Genomic DNA, 15734 nt, shown 5'->3' with positions numbered 1-15734 from the left:
AAAAGACTTTCTATGAAAGAAGATATTCTACCAACCGTACCGAGCGTACTAATAGAGCTGGCTCATCGATTAGGGACAGAAGTGAAAAATCATCGGTTGGACATCCCCGAAACATCCGGGACTGGTTACTGCGCCGGGTTTGTGTTTAATGAGTATATACGAATGATGATCTTCAGCTATGAACTATATGAAGACCTGGTAATTGACAATCCCGAGGTCGACACCATGAGGAGAATGATCTTGTTTAAGTTTCAGAACGTGATCCCTACAACAAACAGCATTTCAACGGGTAAGGAAATCCCTTCTGTTTTAATTGTTACCAGCCGGGTGAATCCGGACCTGGTTATCCCGATCCAACGCAACCGGGCAATGATCAATATTGAAGTAGACGCCAATTACCTGAGGGGTCTCTTTGACTTGTCTGAAAAATCGACTGTCTTGCAAAGCTTGTTAGAGAATACGCAACCCTTGTTTTTTGAAGAAATAGTCTTCCCCTCTTTACAAACCCTCGTTGATGAACTGGTGAGCGAAGTGGTTGACAAAACGTTTGCACTATTTTTCCGGCGGGTAAAAACCGAAGAACTGATTTGTCGATTGTTAATGGCCTTGGAAAGGCGTGATAAACTGCAGCTTTATGCGTTAAACAGCCAGGATATACGGACCATTTACCGGATAAAAGAGCAAATGCTTGATTGTCTGGATACTCCGCCGGTAATCAACGACTTGGCCGAAAGCGCCCACATGAGTCCGACCAAATTAAAACGGTTGTTTAGACAAATTTTCGGCGACAGTATTTTTAGTTATTATCAGGCATTCCGTATAAACGAAGCCGCTCGTTTGTTGAAAGCAGAAAAGCTGTCGGTTTCCGAAGTGGGTCATCAAATGGGTTTTGACAACCTGAGTCACTTTTCCAGGGTGTTTGAAAAGCAAATTGGTATCAAGCCGAAGAAATTTTCAGTGATGAAGCGGGTTCGCTGAAAAGTCGCAACGACATTTTTTAGATCACCAACATAATAAGTTTGTATGTTGACTCTTGTAGGCTCTTTAAAGCAAAGACAAAACAAAGCCCACTGGGATTCAGGCAAAAATGATGGCAAACCTGGGAGTTACCCAGACCATAATGCCTTTTTTCCATCATTATTGGTTTAATGCTGCTTTTCCCCCGGACTTTTTTCAATAGCAATGTACTCAATGCAATAACCATCGTTTTGATCCTGGCATTGTCGTAGAGGACATGGGATGTAAGGAAGGCATTAATTGAAATCCCATTTCTCGCATGAATGAGTCAAATGGACCTGGTGGAGAAATTGCAGGTGACACCGCAGACTGTGAATTCTGGGTGAAAGGGAATAACAATTTTACGATCGAGACGATTGTGCGGATCGAGGAGGTTTTGGGAGTGGAGTTGATTGGGGTTAGGGTTGGGTGATTCAATTGCAAGGTTACAGAATATCTGCCCATATGTTTTTGAGATCGCGAATGGAAGTCACTCTTCCAGCCTTCACGTCTTCAATACCTTCTTTGATGGCATTCAATACTTGCGGGTCCGAAAAAAAGACATCAGTTTCAGTACTTTCATCAATTGGCGTGAGTAAAACTGACTTCTTATTCTTTCCCTGGTGAATGATCACCCGCTCTTTGTATGGCATATGGTAGTGTTATCAGAATAGAGGTTTTCGACTCAGCCGCAAGCCAACTGGCTTTTTTCTTTTATTAATAGTTTTGGTGAGTTTATGAATTCTCTTCGTACGAGTTTCGTATAAGTTTCCTAGTACGTATTCCAAAATTTCAAACGCATCTAAAATATCATTTTTATCTATGGGGTCATGGTTATGACTTCCAGAGTTTCCAATCCATTTTATAGCCATCAATGAGTCAGCGTACTGAGGAAAGTTTGTTTTAAAGAATTCAATTCGTTGATGTAATGAATAAGATTTTCTTTTATTAGAAGATTTATATGTTTTTACAACTTTCAAACTATCCATTACCCTCTCAACCACAACACGTATTTTATTAGCACACGAAGCTGCGTCCATCCAATACAAATTGAAGGCACTAATTATTTCAATACGAATGGCCTCGGGTACATCATCATTAACATGAAATATGTGAATTGGAGGATGGAAAGTTGTGGGGCTAAGAATTTCAAAAATTTCCATTTCTGGCTCACCGGTCACCTCGTCGTAGTAGTTGTGTTCAGAACATCTATAATAACCAAGAATCCCAACCCTTTCACCGCAAGTCGAATTGCTGCAAGTTAGTGCTCCTGACAAGTAACCTGTCATCCACTCAGGTTCCCAAGCTTCATGACGGTGAGCTGCCTTCGATGAAACTTTTTCGTGAGTCCTTAATTCTTTTAGTTCGTTTGTTAAAACTCCTCGTTGGCAACTTGGGCAGACCCACGCTGGAATATTGTCCATCGAAAATTCATTTAGATAGAGGTTTCTTTTGATTGGCATATATGTTCTTCCTGCTAAGATTTTGACTTAGCCGCAGAGCGGCTCCCTGTTTGTAGAAAGAAAGATATTGAATTTTTTCACAAAGGCCCCAGCGGGGCCTCCTTATTGTTGGCGAATTTGAGTAGGCTGCGAGGATGCAGACAAACATTAACTAATTTTCAAAAACCTTTTCTCCCGCTCAATCTCCGCAATCAATTCTTCCTCTGTTGGCAAATAAAGCATATACTTCGTAGCAAATAATTGCTTACTATCATTCAAAATACTATACTTCACAACAGTTTCATCTTTTTCAGTACAAAGAATAATTCCAATCGTAGGATTGTCATCATCTTGTTTTTTCAGGTCGTCGAACATTCGAATATACATATCCATTTGCCCCGTATCCTGGTGTGTTAGCTTGCCTGTTTTTAAATCGAAAAGTACAAAGCATTTAAGAAGGTAATTGTAGAAAACGAGGTCAATATAGAAATGACTTGTTTCTGTGCTGATCCTAAATTGTCGTCCGACAAAGGAAAAGCCTTTTCCTAATTCTAGTAAAAATTGTTGCAAGTTTCCGATTAAAGCTTTTTCAATATCTTGCTCCAATGCACTTACTGGTTCGGCAATATTTAGGAATTCGAAAACATATGGATCTTTAATAAAATCGTTGGCTGGAATCTTATCGGAGTCTTGATCAAGAATAGAAACGTCTGACTTGGTTTGAGAGGAAATTAAACGTTGATAATAATGGGAATTGATATTGCGCTCCAATGTCCGCGTACTCCACATTTGGTTTGTACATTCATTTAGGTAATACACCCTTGCTTCTGGAACTTCTACTCTCATAATGAGCCTATTGTGGCTCCATGACAATTTGCTACACACTGTGTAGCAAATTGCTTCGTCAGGATATGTAAGATAAAATTGTCTGAAATTTCTAATGTTAGCGTAAGAAAACCCCTTGCCTAATTCAGCGGTAAGGGCGACGGAAAGTGTTTTCAGTATCGCCTCGCCATAGGCAGCTTTTTGCTCTCCATGCTGCTCTTCCTGCACTATACGCTTCCCCATTTTCCAATAGGCAATTACCATTTCACTATTTACTGCTTTATAAGCGTTTTGCCTTGCAGATTGTAAAATTTGTACAACATCTTGTATTAAAGACATTGACGGAGCGTCAGATTTATTCATCAGTGTGATGGTTTCAAATGATTCAATTCAGAGTTGAGCCTAATCCTCCCCCCAATCAACCGCTCCAACCGCCCCATTATCTCATCCTTCTCCTTCAACATCCGCTCATTCAAATAATCAATGAAATCAAACAACCTCTGAATTCTCTGAGGTATCATAATTTGCGATGCTATGCAGGTTGTAACGCCTTAGGCTGCCATATCGCATGAATTTTAGATACATCCACACGCTTTCGAGCTTGCGCTAAGTTATAATCTTCCTGCACACCTAACCAAAATTCCGCGGTTGTATTAGGAAACGCTGCACCTAAACGAATTGCCATTTCAGGTGACACTGCAGATTTTCCGTTAATAACCGCGGACAGGGTTTTACGGGTTGTCCCTAATGCTGCTGCAACCTGCTCAACTGTAAGTTTTTTTCCGGTTTCCTCATAAATTCCGTCAAGCGTTTCGCGGATAAGTTCGCCCGGGTGGGCGGGATCAAATAAAATCATATTATTCCTCCTGTTTAATGATAATCTATACAGTCAACGTCTGCGACATTCTCTCCCTCGAAACGCATAGCCGCAGAGCGGCTCCCTGTTTATAGAAGAACAAACAACAATTTATTTAAAGGCCCCAGCGGGGCCTCCTAATTGATTGCCAATTCACAGGAGGCCCCGCTGGGGCCAAAATATTTATGATCATTGATCTTTTTCTACAAACAGGTAGCTCCTCCGGAGCTTCAAGCTATCTCTTCTACTTCCCCCCAATCAACCGCTCCAACCTTCCCATCATCTCATCCTTCTCCTTCAACATCCGCTCATACAAAGCAATCTTCTCTTCGTGCAATTGAATGATTTTGTCTATGGGATTAATGTGTTGAATATTTACACCATTGTTGTTTACGGCATTACCCGAGAAATTACAGGATATGTTATTAATCGCTTGCTGCTCATCAAAATTTCGAATCGCCTCAGCCGGGATTTTCAAAATCGCCGCAACCTGCTCCAAAATGTCTGAATCGATCTTTTCCTTTTGTTCGAGCAAGGAGATCCTTTGCTGGTTCCATTCCTCGCCCAGCTCAAACGCGAGCACATCTTGTTTGATACCGAGCATTTCCCTGAATCGCTTCAAATTACGGCCTTCGTGGATCTTTGGATTGGATGTAGTATGTGCCATTCGGAGAGGTGTTTTGGTTGAAAAGGCAATTTATGTAAAACTGCCGGGAAGTGCCCGGATATTTTACGGACGTTTCGATGTAAGTTACCGGGCATTTTTTTGCCTTTATTCTTTCAGACGCTTTTTGTAAGTAGCCTCAATTCCGGCCAGTGTTTTATCGTAATCGGCCCGACCCGAGAAGGCTTCGGGACGGTGTGGATCGCCCGGTTTGTGCTTTTTATGAAGGTTAAATTGGCTCGCGTGAGAGGCAACCCAAATGTCGAATTGCTCTTTTTTCATCACCGACAAAGTATAACCGTAATCTTTCCCGATCTGCGGATAGCCGGGCATACCCGAGAGCTTGGTTTCTTCGAGGATCGACGGAATGTTGGCAATCAGGACTTTATAGGAACTTTTCTGGTCTTTAACGGTCAGTGAGAAACTGCTGGCACCGGGCGTGTGTCCCGGGTGGTGCAGCAGTTTGACGGAAGCATTGCCGAGCGTTACGATTTCCTGGTCCTTCAATATGCGGTCAGGGACAACGGGTGCGAAGGTAGCGCCATGCTTGCCGAGTACCGAGTCTGAGGCGCCGCCGTCTTTCATAAGCTGAACATCGGCCTGCTGGATCATTAGCAAGGCACCGGTGGCCTTTTTGATCGCCGCCATTCCCGCAACATGATCGTAATGAGCATGAGTCGCCAGGAGGATCTTGATATCAGAAAACTTAAAACCTAACGTCTCTATATTCTTTTTCAGCTGCGGGACCGACTCCTCCAAGCCCGTATTGATCAATATGTGCCCTTCCTTCGTAGTCAGCAAATAACTCGCTAAATCGTCTGTTCCGACGTAGTACAAATCCCCGGCAATGCGGAATGGAGGATAATCTTTTGTCCAGGCAGCCTGCTTGAAGGGCAGCTTATATTGCTGGGAAAAACCCACAACTGGCACGATGGCTAGCATCGCTAAAATGAACATTTTGAGCACGTTTTTGATCGGGGACATAAAGTGAAGGATCGTGCCCCGAAGGTACATTTAAATCAGCGATCACAATAGTTAAATTCAAATTGGTCTCGGATCGAAAAACTCAATAAAGCTGCGGAACTTATGTTTTACCCGCACCCGAACAAATGCCGATCCAAATGCAAGCCGATCTAAAAACAATCACAAGGTTAATTGTCTTGCATGAGCGAAGGCGCACCTTATACTTTACGCTCGGATTAATAATTACATTATATTTAGGGAATAGAAGCGGCTGATTAGAAGTGTTTTAGGTGACCTAATCAACTGGAAGTATCACAATCAACTTTAAACAATCGTGCTACAATGAAAAAAATTTCTTTACTCTTTCTGCTTTCCCTACCACTTATTGCTTCACGATGCGCTGATCATGCTTTGCAACCAGTCCAAAAGGTAGAAGCGACCTTGTTAGGTATAAATGAAGTCCCGGCAGTCACAACACAAGCAAGTGGAAAGTTTACAGGGACGTTTGACCCCAATACCAAAATGTTAAAATTCAACCTGAGCTACACGGGACTTAGTCCCGTTGCCGGACACATTCATTCAGGTGCGGCGGGTACGAACGGACCGGTGGTCATCCCATTCCTTTCTGTGGCTACCAGCCCGATTGCTTACGAAGTAATCCTGACAGACGCTCAAGTGACAGGATTGCAGACAAATAATCTTTACACAAATCTTCACACGCCAATGTATCCGGGGGGGGAAATACGTGCTGGCCATTGTGCCATAAGAAACTGGCTGACCGCAGATCGCGAGAGACAGATCAGTTATCCGATCATTGATTAGTGGAAGTGTCTCCAGGAATAACTACTTGTAGGTTAATCCCTTTCAGTAGACGTTCAAAATTTGCGGCGGCGGATCGCTACAGCTAGGCGAGGGGATATACCAGCGATGGCTTCAACTACACAGGCACAATTTCCGGTGATACTTTTGCCATAATAGGTAAATAGGCTTGTTTATGACGATTTTATAAAACGCGAGTTTTTTGATTAAACCTGTAGCGTATCCCCCAACTACCTCTGATTATCGGCGAGCCTTCTGAAATTATTGGCGCCAATTCAATATGAAAGCCAAAATTCTTTGAGGGAAAAGGAAAAAAATGAGCTCCTATGGGCGCGACCAGTCCAGCAAGATTATTAGCTCGCCCTCCCAGTCCTGCATACACTTCCACATCCTCTTTATTAATAAACTGGTAGGTAGCGACTGCTTCTATCGACATGTTATCCAGATGCGTGTCTATCCCCACGCGTAGTTCGGGAACAAACCGGTCTGCCAACTCATAGTTAAATCCTACGAAAGGTAAGTTGGATTGATGAAGGCTAACCCCGAACTGGGCAAAAGATATATTTGCAGTGAAAAAGCAAAAAATTACTGTCAATGGTTTAAGCAAGTACTGGATCACTTGGGTTGAATTTTGTGCTGAACTAACTAATTAAGTCACAAATAGAAGAAAAAATCCTTCCGCACAGCTATGGCCACTAAAAATAATAACTTTCCAAGTAACCGTTTGGGCGATGAGTTGCTTATTATAACAAAAAAATCCTCCCTAAGGGGAGGATTGAGCACTTGCATGATATGGTTGATCAGATAATGCTTACATTAACTGCATTCAGTCCTTTTCTGCCGTTTTCAATATCGTATGACACACTGTCATTTTCACGGATATCATCATTAAGGCCAGATGTGTGTACAAAAATATCATCTCCACCATGTTCGGGAGCAATGAAACCAAAACCTTTGGTGCCATTGAAAAACTTAACTGTTCCTTGGTTCATAACTTTTTATTAAAATATTCTACAAAGATAGTATAAAATTCTGGAAGTCTAAGTTTTTGTAGAAATAATTAGAATATAATTTTCTTATACAGTTTATCTGCCTATTGAATTCTGCATCTAATCACTGATGAGAAACGAACCTGATTCGGACAAGCGTGCCTTGTCCTGGGCTGCTTTCTATGTCCATACTGGCCTTTAATAATTCGCAAAGCTTCTTGACGATAAACAATCCAAGACCTTCGCTTTCCTTCATTTTGGAAGACAGATCATTTTTGATTGTTTCTGTTGAAGGTGGCTGGTCCATCGGATATTCTGACTTTCCACCCTTTCGATGACTGCTGCCCTGCTGGCTTAAAGGTTTTAGCTGTTCAGCTAAAAGGCCTGAGGGGCTGCTTGCAGGAAAGCCCGGCCCGGTATCCTGAATGCTAAGTATCCAGCGTGTGTCGTTTTCTTGTGCCCAGGAAATATATATGCCTCCTTCGACAGTATACTTAAGAGCATTCATTAATAGGTTTTGAAGGATTCGCTGAATCTTAACAGGATCACTCTTCACTTTAAGTTTTTCAGGTCCCTCGCCGCGTAAGTCGAGATTGCGATGATCTGCGAAAGGACGTGCGGCGGCCACACTTTTGCGTAGCAGGTCTGCCGCATCAAATTCTTTGATTTCCAGCGTTTCCTGCCCGGCCTCAATGCGGGAAAAATCACTTAATTGCACAAGCATATCGCGTATTGAACCCAAATTTCTATTGAGCATTGCGAAAAGCTCCGTCCTATCTTTTTCATTTCCAGGCAGTTCCAGCAGGTGGGAAACCCCAAACAATGTGCTAAAGCCAGATCGGAGGTCATGGGTGGTTTCCCGCAAATGCTTGTTTCGTTTTTCCCCCAGCTCTTCCAGTTGATGTAGTGCCTTTCTGGTAGCATTGACCTGCTCAGCTGCGTTGGTCTGGCGTAGCTCATCATAGTAAAGTACGCTGCCACGGCTTGCTTCCTGCGAAACGCATAGCACATGCTGATAAACTTCCAGGAGCACGTTAGCCGAAATACCTTGCTCCTTGTGAAACTGGTTAATTGTCTCCATCAGGATATTGAACAGCAGCTCTAGCTCAAATAGTAACTCTGGAAGTGAATAACCACGCTGCCACCGGTGAAGGCCGTGTTCCTGCGCCACAATGACCACCTCTGATTCCTCCGGCAATTTAGCCAGGCGCTGATTCAATATATTTAAAATTGCGGGCACCTGGTCATTGAATTCTTCTCTGGAAAAACTGGTTTTACTTAACATAACCAGGTCTTCTGCACAGGTTGAACGCCATTTATTTAAGATACTTTCCCGCTGCATTTGTAAATGCCGGACAATATCACTCATTTGGTTTTCCGTTTTGGAAGGTGCCTTTGCCATAATTCTTGGTTTTTTTATTACGCAGCTTTGCCCTTCCTATTAATAGTGTGCCAATTTCTGTTCCTGATGCCATGAAAGATGCTTACGATAGCCTGGCTCCTTCAGTTGCAGGTTTCTCACTTTCCAGTATTTTATGAGACAACAATTGTATTGACTTATGAGACCTTAAACTCATATTTTAAATCACCGCTCAGGATATCCTGTCTCAAAATCGCATCGTGAACGGATCGCGACTGTTTTTCGACCTGCTTGGATTTATCATAAAAAACTTCTGCTATGTCTGTCTTTTTTTGAGAATCGAAATATTGGCCTAGCCGGGTTAGTAACATCGTGCTTTCTTCCAGGCTCTTCATAGCTTGGAAAAGAATGGCCTCGATGTTGGTGCTCACTTCCGATAACAGTGAATTAATCGTGTATGCATGCCCCGTATGGCATCGGAAACGTATGATTTTGCCCTCTTTTAACTGCGTAAGGGCGCCATGACATTCCGGGCAAGTAAATGAGGTTAACTCTCCGAGCTTGGTGATACCGAGCTGGAAAGAATGGTCACCTTTGGCAATTATAAACTCAGTTTCCAGAAGCTTTTGTTCTTTTTTACTCAATCTTAGATCTGATGGTGCCGCTTCGTTACTTAATCGGGCTAGCAAAGCGCCCATTTGCTTAGCAGGAACTGAATAATTGATATTTACTTGCTCTTGGGCATTAAGCGGCATCTGAGGGAATAAGGCGTCATCTGGGTCTTGCGTAACAGTGATGCCACCCATCCGGTTTATTGTCCAGCACCCCGAGGTCCCGTCATCCAAAGCGCCTGATAGCACAACACCAATCACCCGGGAGCCATAGGTGTAAGCGGCGGAGCGAAAAAGCGCGTCAATAGAAGGTCGAAAACGGTTCTCTTTCGGGCCCCTTCTGACAAGGATTTTACCCTTTTCTATAAGCAAGTGATGATCTGGCTTGGCCACGTAGATCGTGCCCGAATGGAGTAGGTTTCCGTCCTGAGCAACAAGCACGGGCAGCGTTCCCTCTCGGTTAAGGATATGATGTAAGTTGCTGTCTGAATAGGGAGGCATATGCTGTACTATCAACACGGCCGCTTCAAAATCTTCGGGCAAATTCGCCACCAACTGTTGCAAGGCTGGCAGGCCGCCGGCCGAAGAACCAATTACGACTATATCGCGCTTTGTACGCTTACTTTTAATTTTAAACATTACGTTTGATATACAGTTTTGTTCCTTCCAGATTACAAAAGACACAATGAAGGCTTTTTTCCTTAGCTGCGCTTAGCTAAGGAAAATTCTTAAAAAGGTGGACCATACATTCACCCAACAGGCGAACGATTTGGAAGATGCCGGTTCATTCACAATTCCATCTTCGACCGACTCCTGTTTTTATTATTTCTGCCTCTGGCCTTCTTTCGCTGTCGTCGTAGTCTAAAAGAAAACGTGCTGCCCAGCACTTTTTGGATGGCGCTACCGAAAAAGTTGATGCTGACAACAGATTTCTAGTAGCGCCCCATTGATTATTGTTAGTTAACCTTGCCGAAGAATTGCCTTCAGGTTTTCATATCATCACTAATTTTCTTATCAACAATCTTGGCATACTGCTGAGTCGTTTTGATATTCCGGTGCCAATCATTTTCGAAACACTTTCCAGCGGTACTCCCTTAATAAGTGTCACAGTAGTTTCGAAAGTATGCAATTCTGCTCGACTTTCCACTTTCAGTTAATAACCTGGATTTTGAACAATTTTAGCTTTGTTAATATCAATTTGGCTCTGTGGTATCGGGAAAACCAGATTTTTCTCGGATAGATCAGAAACCAGCCGGATCTGCTCTTTTTTACCGTTCAACACCGGAATTGCGCGGCCGGTACGGACCAGATCAAACCAGCGTTGCCCCTCAAATGCCAACTCAACGCGTCTTTCCTGCTCCATTGCCAGGCGGAAGGCTTGCTGTGTAGGAATTTCGGTTGACGTTTTCTTGGCTAACCCAGCCCTGGTACGAACCATGTTCAGGTAAGTAAATGCGTCTCCGTTCGCCTGATAGCCCACGTCATTCAGCGCTTCTGCGTACATTAAAATAACGTCAGCGTAACGGATGAGCGGAATATTGTTACCGTTGTCACCTTTTGCAACCGGCACATCGTAGTATTTTTTGATATACCTATCAGGAATCACCTGACCGGCCGCATTGGTGTAAGAAGAAGCTACCGATGCGTCTTTACGGAGATCACCCGCCTCATAAGCATTGATAATGTCAAGGGTGGGCGCATTATTGCCGTCGCCTCCAAAAGCAATGACTGCATTACCCGAGTTTTGAGGTGCGAAAGAATTAGGCCAGGAATTTCCTTCACCGGCACCCCCCGATTTATACTGCACATCAAACACGGATTCCTTGTTGTTTTTGTTTGAAACTTTAAAAACATCCGCATAAGAAGGCAGCAAGGCATAAATGCCAAGATCGATGACCTCTTTTAATTTGGAAACGGCTGGCGCATATTTTTTTTCAGTTAGATACACTTTGCCCAGATAAGCCTTTGCCGCTCCTTTTGTGGCCCGGCCGACGTCAGCCGCCGGGTAGGAGACAGGAAGTGCGCTTTCGGCCTCGGTCAGGTCCTTTTCAATTTGCGCGTAAACCTCCGCTTTTGGTGTCCGGCTGAAAGAATAGCCTTCATCCGGGGTAGCCACGGGTTTGAGTATCAGGGGGATGTCCCCAAATGTTTGCACCAGGGTAAAGTATACAACGGCACGTAAAAACTTACTTTCAGCGATGTACCTGTTTTTTAATGTTCCATCCATTTCCACCCCTTCAATTTTGTCCAGGATCGTGTTGTAGCGCGCGATCGCATTATAGCCGTCGTTCCAGCGACCAGAGATAAATGGGTTGGTTGTTTTGATATAAAACCGGTCAAATTCGTCCTGATCGGTGACAGAGCCTGACGCTACTGCTACTGTATTATCCGAGGTAATTTCCCCGAAAATGTAACTGTTTCCTACAAGTCCGCCGGATTGTAAGGCGGCATAACCACCGTTTAATGCATTTTTGAAATCATCCGCAGTCCGGTAAAAATTATCGCTGGTCGCCGTTGAAATGGGCTTCAAGTCAAGGAATTCCTCACTGCAGGAGCTCAGGAAGGCGGTGAGGAGCAGGATTATAAATGGCTTTAAAATTTTCATTTTGCTTTTAATTTAGGATTGAATTTTCGCCTGATCTGGACAGAATGTGGTTATAAACCAATGTTGATCCCAAGTGTAAAGGTCTTGGCCAGTGGATAAACCCCATAATCTACACCGGCCGTGAGCGGACCTTCATAGTTGCTTACCTCCGGATTAAAGTTGAGGTATTTGCTAAAAGTAAACAGGTTTTGCGCCGACGCGTAAATTCGGACTTGTTGCATTTTGATCTTGTTGATCAGCGATGCAGGCAGCTGATAACCCAGGCTCACATTCTGCACCCTGAGATAGGAACCGTCTTCTACCCAGCGTGTGGAAACCGCATTATTGTTACCGGTTGTGCGGGCATTGGCACGGGGCGTCACACCATCGCCGGGATCCGAGGCAGAGCGCCATCGGGTTAAAACCGTGCTCAGCTGATTGGCATTCCCTTCCAGGTTTTCAAAAAAACGGCGGCTCAGGTTCAGGATCTCTCCGCCCTGCGTTCCCTGGATTGCAATGTTGAGATCAAACCCTTTGTAGCTGAATGTGTTGGTGATCCCATAAATGAAGTCCGGCTGGTTGTTGCCAATAATGGTACGGTCATTTGCATCGATCTTTTTATCACCATTGATATCCTCATATTTTACGTCGCCGGGCTTGGAAGTGGCATCGTGCGGATAACTGTCCAGATCAGCCTGGTCTTTGAAAACCCCCAATTGTTTGTACCCGTAAAAGCTGCCGATGGGTGAGCCGATCTGCGTAATGTTCGTCTCGCCTACACCACTGCCGCTACGGATCGGATCTCCGGTGGGCCCTAGTGCGATGACTTTATTGCGGTTGAACGATAAATTTAGACTGGTGTTCCAGGTGAATTCTTTCGTCAGGTTCCTGGTATTTACCGCAAATTCCCAGCCCTTATTTTGCATCTTTCCGATGTTCTTCACGGCAGTACTGAAACCAGTCAGCGTAGGCACGTTCACAGAAAGCAACAGATCTTTTGTAGTACGCTGGTAATAATCTACGATGACGAAAACGCGGTTGTTGAAGAGTCCCAGGTCAATCCCTGCATCCAGCTGTTGGCTGCGTTCCCATCCCAATTGCGGGTTGGCCAGGGAAGAAGGCGCCAGACCATTCACCAGACCATTGTTAAAGCTGTAATTGTCAGATCTGAGCGTCGCTACGTAAGGGTAATTATTGGTGAATGCATTGTTTCCCGCCAAACCATAACTGACACGCAGCTTGGCCTCGGATACCGATCGAATGGCTTTCATAAAACCTTCTTCACTGATTCTCCAACCCAAGGACCCGGCCGGGAATGTTCCCCAGCGGTTGTCAGTCCCAAAAATGGACGACCCGTCACGGCGGACCGAGAAGTTCACGAGGTATTTGCCCATATAGTTGTAATTCGCCCTCGCAAAATAGGAAGCCGATGCATTCTCAACTTTGGACGAAACGGCCGTTGTCGTAGTGCCGCTCGCACTTCCGTTTAAGGTTTCCACTACATCATTGGGGTAGGAGCTGCCTGTGCCCTGGCTTTCCTGATACTGGAATTTGGTGGACTCCATACCGATCAGCACATCAAAATTGTGGATGTCATTGAGCGACTTACTGTAATTCAGTGTTTGGTTGAAGAGCCAGCTCATGCTCTGATCCGAATAGGCCGTTCCGGTTGATACCGATGGTGGCAGGATCTGGTTCAGTGGCATTTTTGAAGTGCGGTATGCGTTGCGCCGGTTACCGCTGAAATTTACATTGCCTGAAACCCGGTAAGTGAAATCCTTGAATAATTTGAGTTCCGCATACGTATTACCCAGCACAGTAGCGGTTAGTAACTGGCTGTTATATTCGGCAATGTTGGCCACCGGATTCGTGATTCCGGGATAATTATAGGGAGCAGCAAATGCAGTTTGTGATGTGTAGGAACCATCTGCCGCGAAAATCGGTATCATCGGCATGACCGACAAAGCTGAATTGACCACCGCATTGTCGGCCCAGTGCCCGGCATCTTTTACTTCCTGCTGCACCTTGTAAGATGGGTTGAGGTTCATCCCGATTTTCAGGGTCGGCAATACATTCACCTCCACATTGGCCCTCAAAGTATACCGGTCCAATGCGGATCTGCGAATGATACCATCCTGCTGTAAATAGCCGCCGCTGATGCTGTAACGTGCTTTATCGGTTCCGCCGGAAGCAGAGAGCTGGTAACTGCTCATTTTAGCGGTTTTGAATATCTTATCCTGATAGTCAGTGTAAGGAAGTGCTGCAACCTTGGCCGGATCGTCAAAGTTCAGCCAGTCAAAAACTTCACCTCTCGGATAGCGGTATCTCAGGTAATCTGTCGGCCGCACACTATTGGGATCGGTTATATTGGCACCTTTGATGTTGTCCAGATAAGCATTATTCGAAGCATCTCTACCAAATTCTGCAAATTGCTGAGAATCGATCAGGTCAATTTTTTTGCTGACCTGCTGAAAACCCGTAAATACATCCAGGTTCACGCTGGGCTTACCGGCTTTTCCTCTTTTGGTAGTGATCAGCATGACGCCATTGGAGCCTTTGGAACCATAAATGGCCGTCGAAGAAGCGTCCTTCAACACATCCATGCTCTCAATATCAGTTGGATTTAACGTGCTGAAAATGCTGGCCCCGACGATGTTGCCGTCGACAACAATTAAAGGAGAGTTACCTGCACTGATAGAACCAAAACCGCGCACTTTAATGGCCGGTGTACTTCCCGGCGTACCATTGTTTTGCTGGATGACCACACCCGGTATTTTTCCCTGAAGCGCAGTGGCCACGTTAGAAACTGGCATATCTCTCACCTCGCTCATGGGAACAGAAGAAATAGCTGCGGTTACATCGGCCCTTTTCTGTGTACCGTAACCTACTACCACAACTTCCTCCAAAGACTTGTTGTCCACGGCCAGCTGCACATCGATGATGCTACGCGTTCCTACCTGTATTTCCTGTGAGGCATAACCTACAAAACTGAATACAAGTACCGCGTCGCTGTTTACAACAGTGACTTTAAAATTTCCTTCGGTATCTGTCGTCGCACCCTGAGAGGTGCCTTTCACGAGTATACTCACGCCCGGCAGCGCCTCACCATTGTTGTCGGTAACCTTGCCTGAAATGTCCGTGTCCCATGTAGCGGAAGAGGCCGGTGCCGAAGGGGACGCCTGTTGTTTTGTCTCTGCTTCTTTGGCAGCCGGTTGCCGTTTCAGCACGATCTTATCGCCGGATACTTCATACGTCAAGTTTAGCGGACGTAAAATCCCATCCAGCACGGCGGACAGCGGCTGGTCTTGGGCCGTAAATGATACTTTTCGTTTCGACTGGACAATTTCGCGGCTGTACAAAAAACGGACTTTTACCGATCGTTCGAGTTTAGATACGATAGCTTCGATGTTTTCATTTTCAATCGAAATGGTAACGTGCTGATTAAGCGCTTCCTGGGCGATTCCAATGCTGGCCCAGCTCAAATTGGCGACCAGCAGCATTAGTAAGCTTTGCAGGCAGAGAAGGCTGCCCATGTTTTTACCCAAAGCAGGTTTGTAGATTTTCATTTCTAATTTTTGATAATGGTTTAATGATTAAAGGAGATCAAGGGATGGCTAATGAGATC

General features: G+C 44.7%; 15 protein-coding genes. 3 read left to right on the top strand and 12 right to left on the bottom strand.

What is annotated here, in order from left to right; all coding sequences use genetic code 11:
- The first annotated feature begins 12 nt into the window (after positions 1 to 12).
- Both LZG72_RS20455 and LZG72_RS20450 read left to right on the top strand, forming a co-directional pair.
- Entirely contained in the window at positions 13 to 978 is a 966-nt protein-coding gene (locus tag LZG72_RS20455; RefSeq protein ID WP_233876586.1) for an AraC family transcriptional regulator, read from the top strand.
- A gap of 298 nt (positions 979 to 1276) precedes the next feature.
- Positions 1277 to 1429, top strand: a complete 153-nt coding sequence (locus LZG72_RS20450) for a hypothetical protein (RefSeq protein WP_233876584.1) — start codon at positions 1277 to 1279, stop codon at positions 1427 to 1429.
- A gap of 13 nt (positions 1430 to 1442) precedes the next feature.
- On the opposite strand, the gene LZG72_RS20445 is transcribed toward LZG72_RS20450, so the two are convergent.
- The 6 genes from LZG72_RS20445 to bla all read right to left on the bottom strand — a co-directional run bounded on the left by LZG72_RS20445 (position 1443) and on the right by bla (position 5740).
- Positions 1443 to 1649: a hypothetical protein gene (locus LZG72_RS20445; RefSeq protein ID WP_233876583.1), complete on the bottom strand. Its 207-nt coding sequence runs from the start codon at positions 1647 to 1649 to the stop codon at positions 1443 to 1445.
- Positions 1650 to 1661: 12 nt separating this feature from the next.
- Entirely contained in the window at positions 1662 to 2420 is a 759-nt protein-coding gene (locus LZG72_RS20440) for a DUF4145 domain-containing protein (protein ID WP_233876581.1), read from the bottom strand.
- A gap of 186 nt (positions 2421 to 2606) precedes the next feature.
- The gene (locus LZG72_RS20435; protein WP_233876579.1) at positions 2607 to 3626 is read right to left on the bottom strand and encodes a YhcG family protein; all 1020 of its coding nucleotides are present in this window, start codon (positions 3624 to 3626) and stop codon (positions 2607 to 2609) included.
- A gap of 169 nt (positions 3627 to 3795) precedes the next feature.
- The gene (locus LZG72_RS20430) at positions 3796 to 4119 is read right to left on the bottom strand and encodes a HigA family addiction module antitoxin (RefSeq protein WP_233876577.1); all 324 of its coding nucleotides are present in this window, start codon (positions 4117 to 4119) and stop codon (positions 3796 to 3798) included.
- 244 nt (positions 4120 to 4363) lie between these two features.
- The gene (locus LZG72_RS20425) at positions 4364 to 4786 is read right to left on the bottom strand and encodes a helix-turn-helix transcriptional regulator (RefSeq protein ID WP_233876575.1); all 423 of its coding nucleotides are present in this window, start codon (positions 4784 to 4786) and stop codon (positions 4364 to 4366) included.
- A 105-nt stretch (positions 4787 to 4891) separates the two neighbouring features.
- Entirely contained in the window at positions 4892 to 5740 is an 849-nt protein-coding gene (gene bla / locus LZG72_RS20420; RefSeq protein ID WP_233876573.1) for a subclass B3 metallo-beta-lactamase, read from the bottom strand.
- Positions 5741 to 6088: 348 nt separating this feature from the next.
- On the opposite strand from bla, the gene LZG72_RS20415 reads away from it, so the two are divergent.
- A complete protein-coding gene (locus tag LZG72_RS20415; protein ID WP_233876572.1) occupies positions 6089 to 6568 on the top strand; it encodes a CHRD domain-containing protein in 480 nt (159 codons plus the stop codon).
- Positions 6569 to 6749: 181 nt separating this feature from the next.
- On the opposite strand, the gene LZG72_RS20410 is transcribed toward LZG72_RS20415, so the two are convergent.
- The 6 genes from LZG72_RS20410 to LZG72_RS20385 all read right to left on the bottom strand — a co-directional run bounded on the left by LZG72_RS20410 (position 6750) and on the right by LZG72_RS20385 (position 15675).
- Entirely contained in the window at positions 6750 to 7184 is a 435-nt protein-coding gene (locus LZG72_RS20410; RefSeq protein ID WP_233876570.1) for a hypothetical protein, read from the bottom strand.
- A gap of 181 nt (positions 7185 to 7365) precedes the next feature.
- Complete coding sequence (locus tag LZG72_RS20405; protein WP_233876568.1) at positions 7366 to 7557, bottom strand: cold-shock protein; 192 nt, start codon at positions 7555 to 7557, stop codon at positions 7366 to 7368.
- Positions 7558 to 7678: 121 nt separating this feature from the next.
- Positions 7679 to 8923: a sensor histidine kinase gene (locus tag LZG72_RS20400; RefSeq protein WP_233876566.1), complete on the bottom strand. Its 1245-nt coding sequence runs from the start codon at positions 8921 to 8923 to the stop codon at positions 7679 to 7681.
- Between the two features lie 188 nt (positions 8924 to 9111).
- Entirely contained in the window at positions 9112 to 10164 is a 1053-nt protein-coding gene (locus LZG72_RS20395) for a chemotaxis protein CheB (protein ID WP_233876564.1), read from the bottom strand.
- Between the two features lie 514 nt (positions 10165 to 10678).
- Entirely contained in the window at positions 10679 to 12130 is a 1452-nt protein-coding gene (locus LZG72_RS20390; protein WP_233876562.1) for a RagB/SusD family nutrient uptake outer membrane protein, read from the bottom strand.
- Between the two features lie 50 nt (positions 12131 to 12180).
- Positions 12181 to 15675, bottom strand: a complete 3495-nt coding sequence (locus LZG72_RS20385) for a TonB-dependent receptor (protein WP_233876560.1) — start codon at positions 15673 to 15675, stop codon at positions 12181 to 12183.
- Positions 15676 to 15734: the final 59 nt, after the last annotated feature.

It is taken from the genome of Dyadobacter sp. CY323 (assembly GCF_021390245.1).
In the GTDB taxonomy this organism is placed as follows: Bacteria; Bacteroidota; Bacteroidia; order Cytophagales; family Spirosomataceae; genus Dyadobacter.
The sequence above is the reverse complement of the archived record's forward strand: the minus strand, read 5'-3'. Positions and strand labels throughout refer to the sequence as shown.

Coding starts and splice junctions, on each gene's coding strand:
- LZG72_RS20455 (WP_233876586.1), top strand. CDS start 13: ATGAAAGAAGATATTCTACCAACCGTACCGAGCGTACTAATAGAGCTG.
- LZG72_RS20450 (WP_233876584.1), top strand. CDS start 1,277: ATGAATGAGTCAAATGGACCTGGTGGAGAAATTGCAGGTGACACCGCA.
- LZG72_RS20445 (WP_233876583.1), bottom strand. CDS start 1,649: ATGCCATACAAAGAGCGGGTGATCATTCACCAGGGAAAGAATAAGAAG.
- LZG72_RS20440 (WP_233876581.1), bottom strand. CDS start 2,420: ATGGACAATATTCCAGCGTGGGTCTGCCCAAGTTGCCAACGAGGAGTT.
- LZG72_RS20435 (WP_233876579.1), bottom strand. CDS start 3,626: ATGAATAAATCTGACGCTCCGTCAATGTCTTTAATACAAGATGTTGTA.
- LZG72_RS20430 (WP_233876577.1), bottom strand. CDS start 4,119: ATGATTTTATTTGATCCCGCCCACCCGGGCGAACTTATCCGCGAAACG.
- LZG72_RS20425 (WP_233876575.1), bottom strand. CDS start 4,786: ATGGCACATACTACATCCAATCCAAAGATCCACGAAGGCCGTAATTTG.
- bla (WP_233876573.1), bottom strand. CDS start 5,740: ATGTTCATTTTAGCGATGCTAGCCATCGTGCCAGTTGTGGGTTTTTCC.
- LZG72_RS20415 (WP_233876572.1), top strand. CDS start 6,089: ATGAAAAAAATTTCTTTACTCTTTCTGCTTTCCCTACCACTTATTGCT.
- LZG72_RS20405 (WP_233876568.1), bottom strand. CDS start 7,557: ATGAACCAAGGAACAGTTAAGTTTTTCAATGGCACCAAAGGTTTTGGT.
- LZG72_RS20400 (WP_233876566.1), bottom strand. CDS start 8,923: ATGAGTGATATTGTCCGGCATTTACAAATGCAGCGGGAAAGTATCTTA.
- LZG72_RS20395 (WP_233876564.1), bottom strand. CDS start 10,164: ATGTTTAAAATTAAAAGTAAGCGTACAAAGCGCGATATAGTCGTAATT.
- LZG72_RS20390 (WP_233876562.1), bottom strand. CDS start 12,130: ATGAAAATTTTAAAGCCATTTATAATCCTGCTCCTCACCGCCTTCCTG.
- LZG72_RS20385 (WP_233876560.1), bottom strand. CDS start 15,675: ATGAAAATCTACAAACCTGCTTTGGGTAAAAACATGGGCAGCCTTCTC.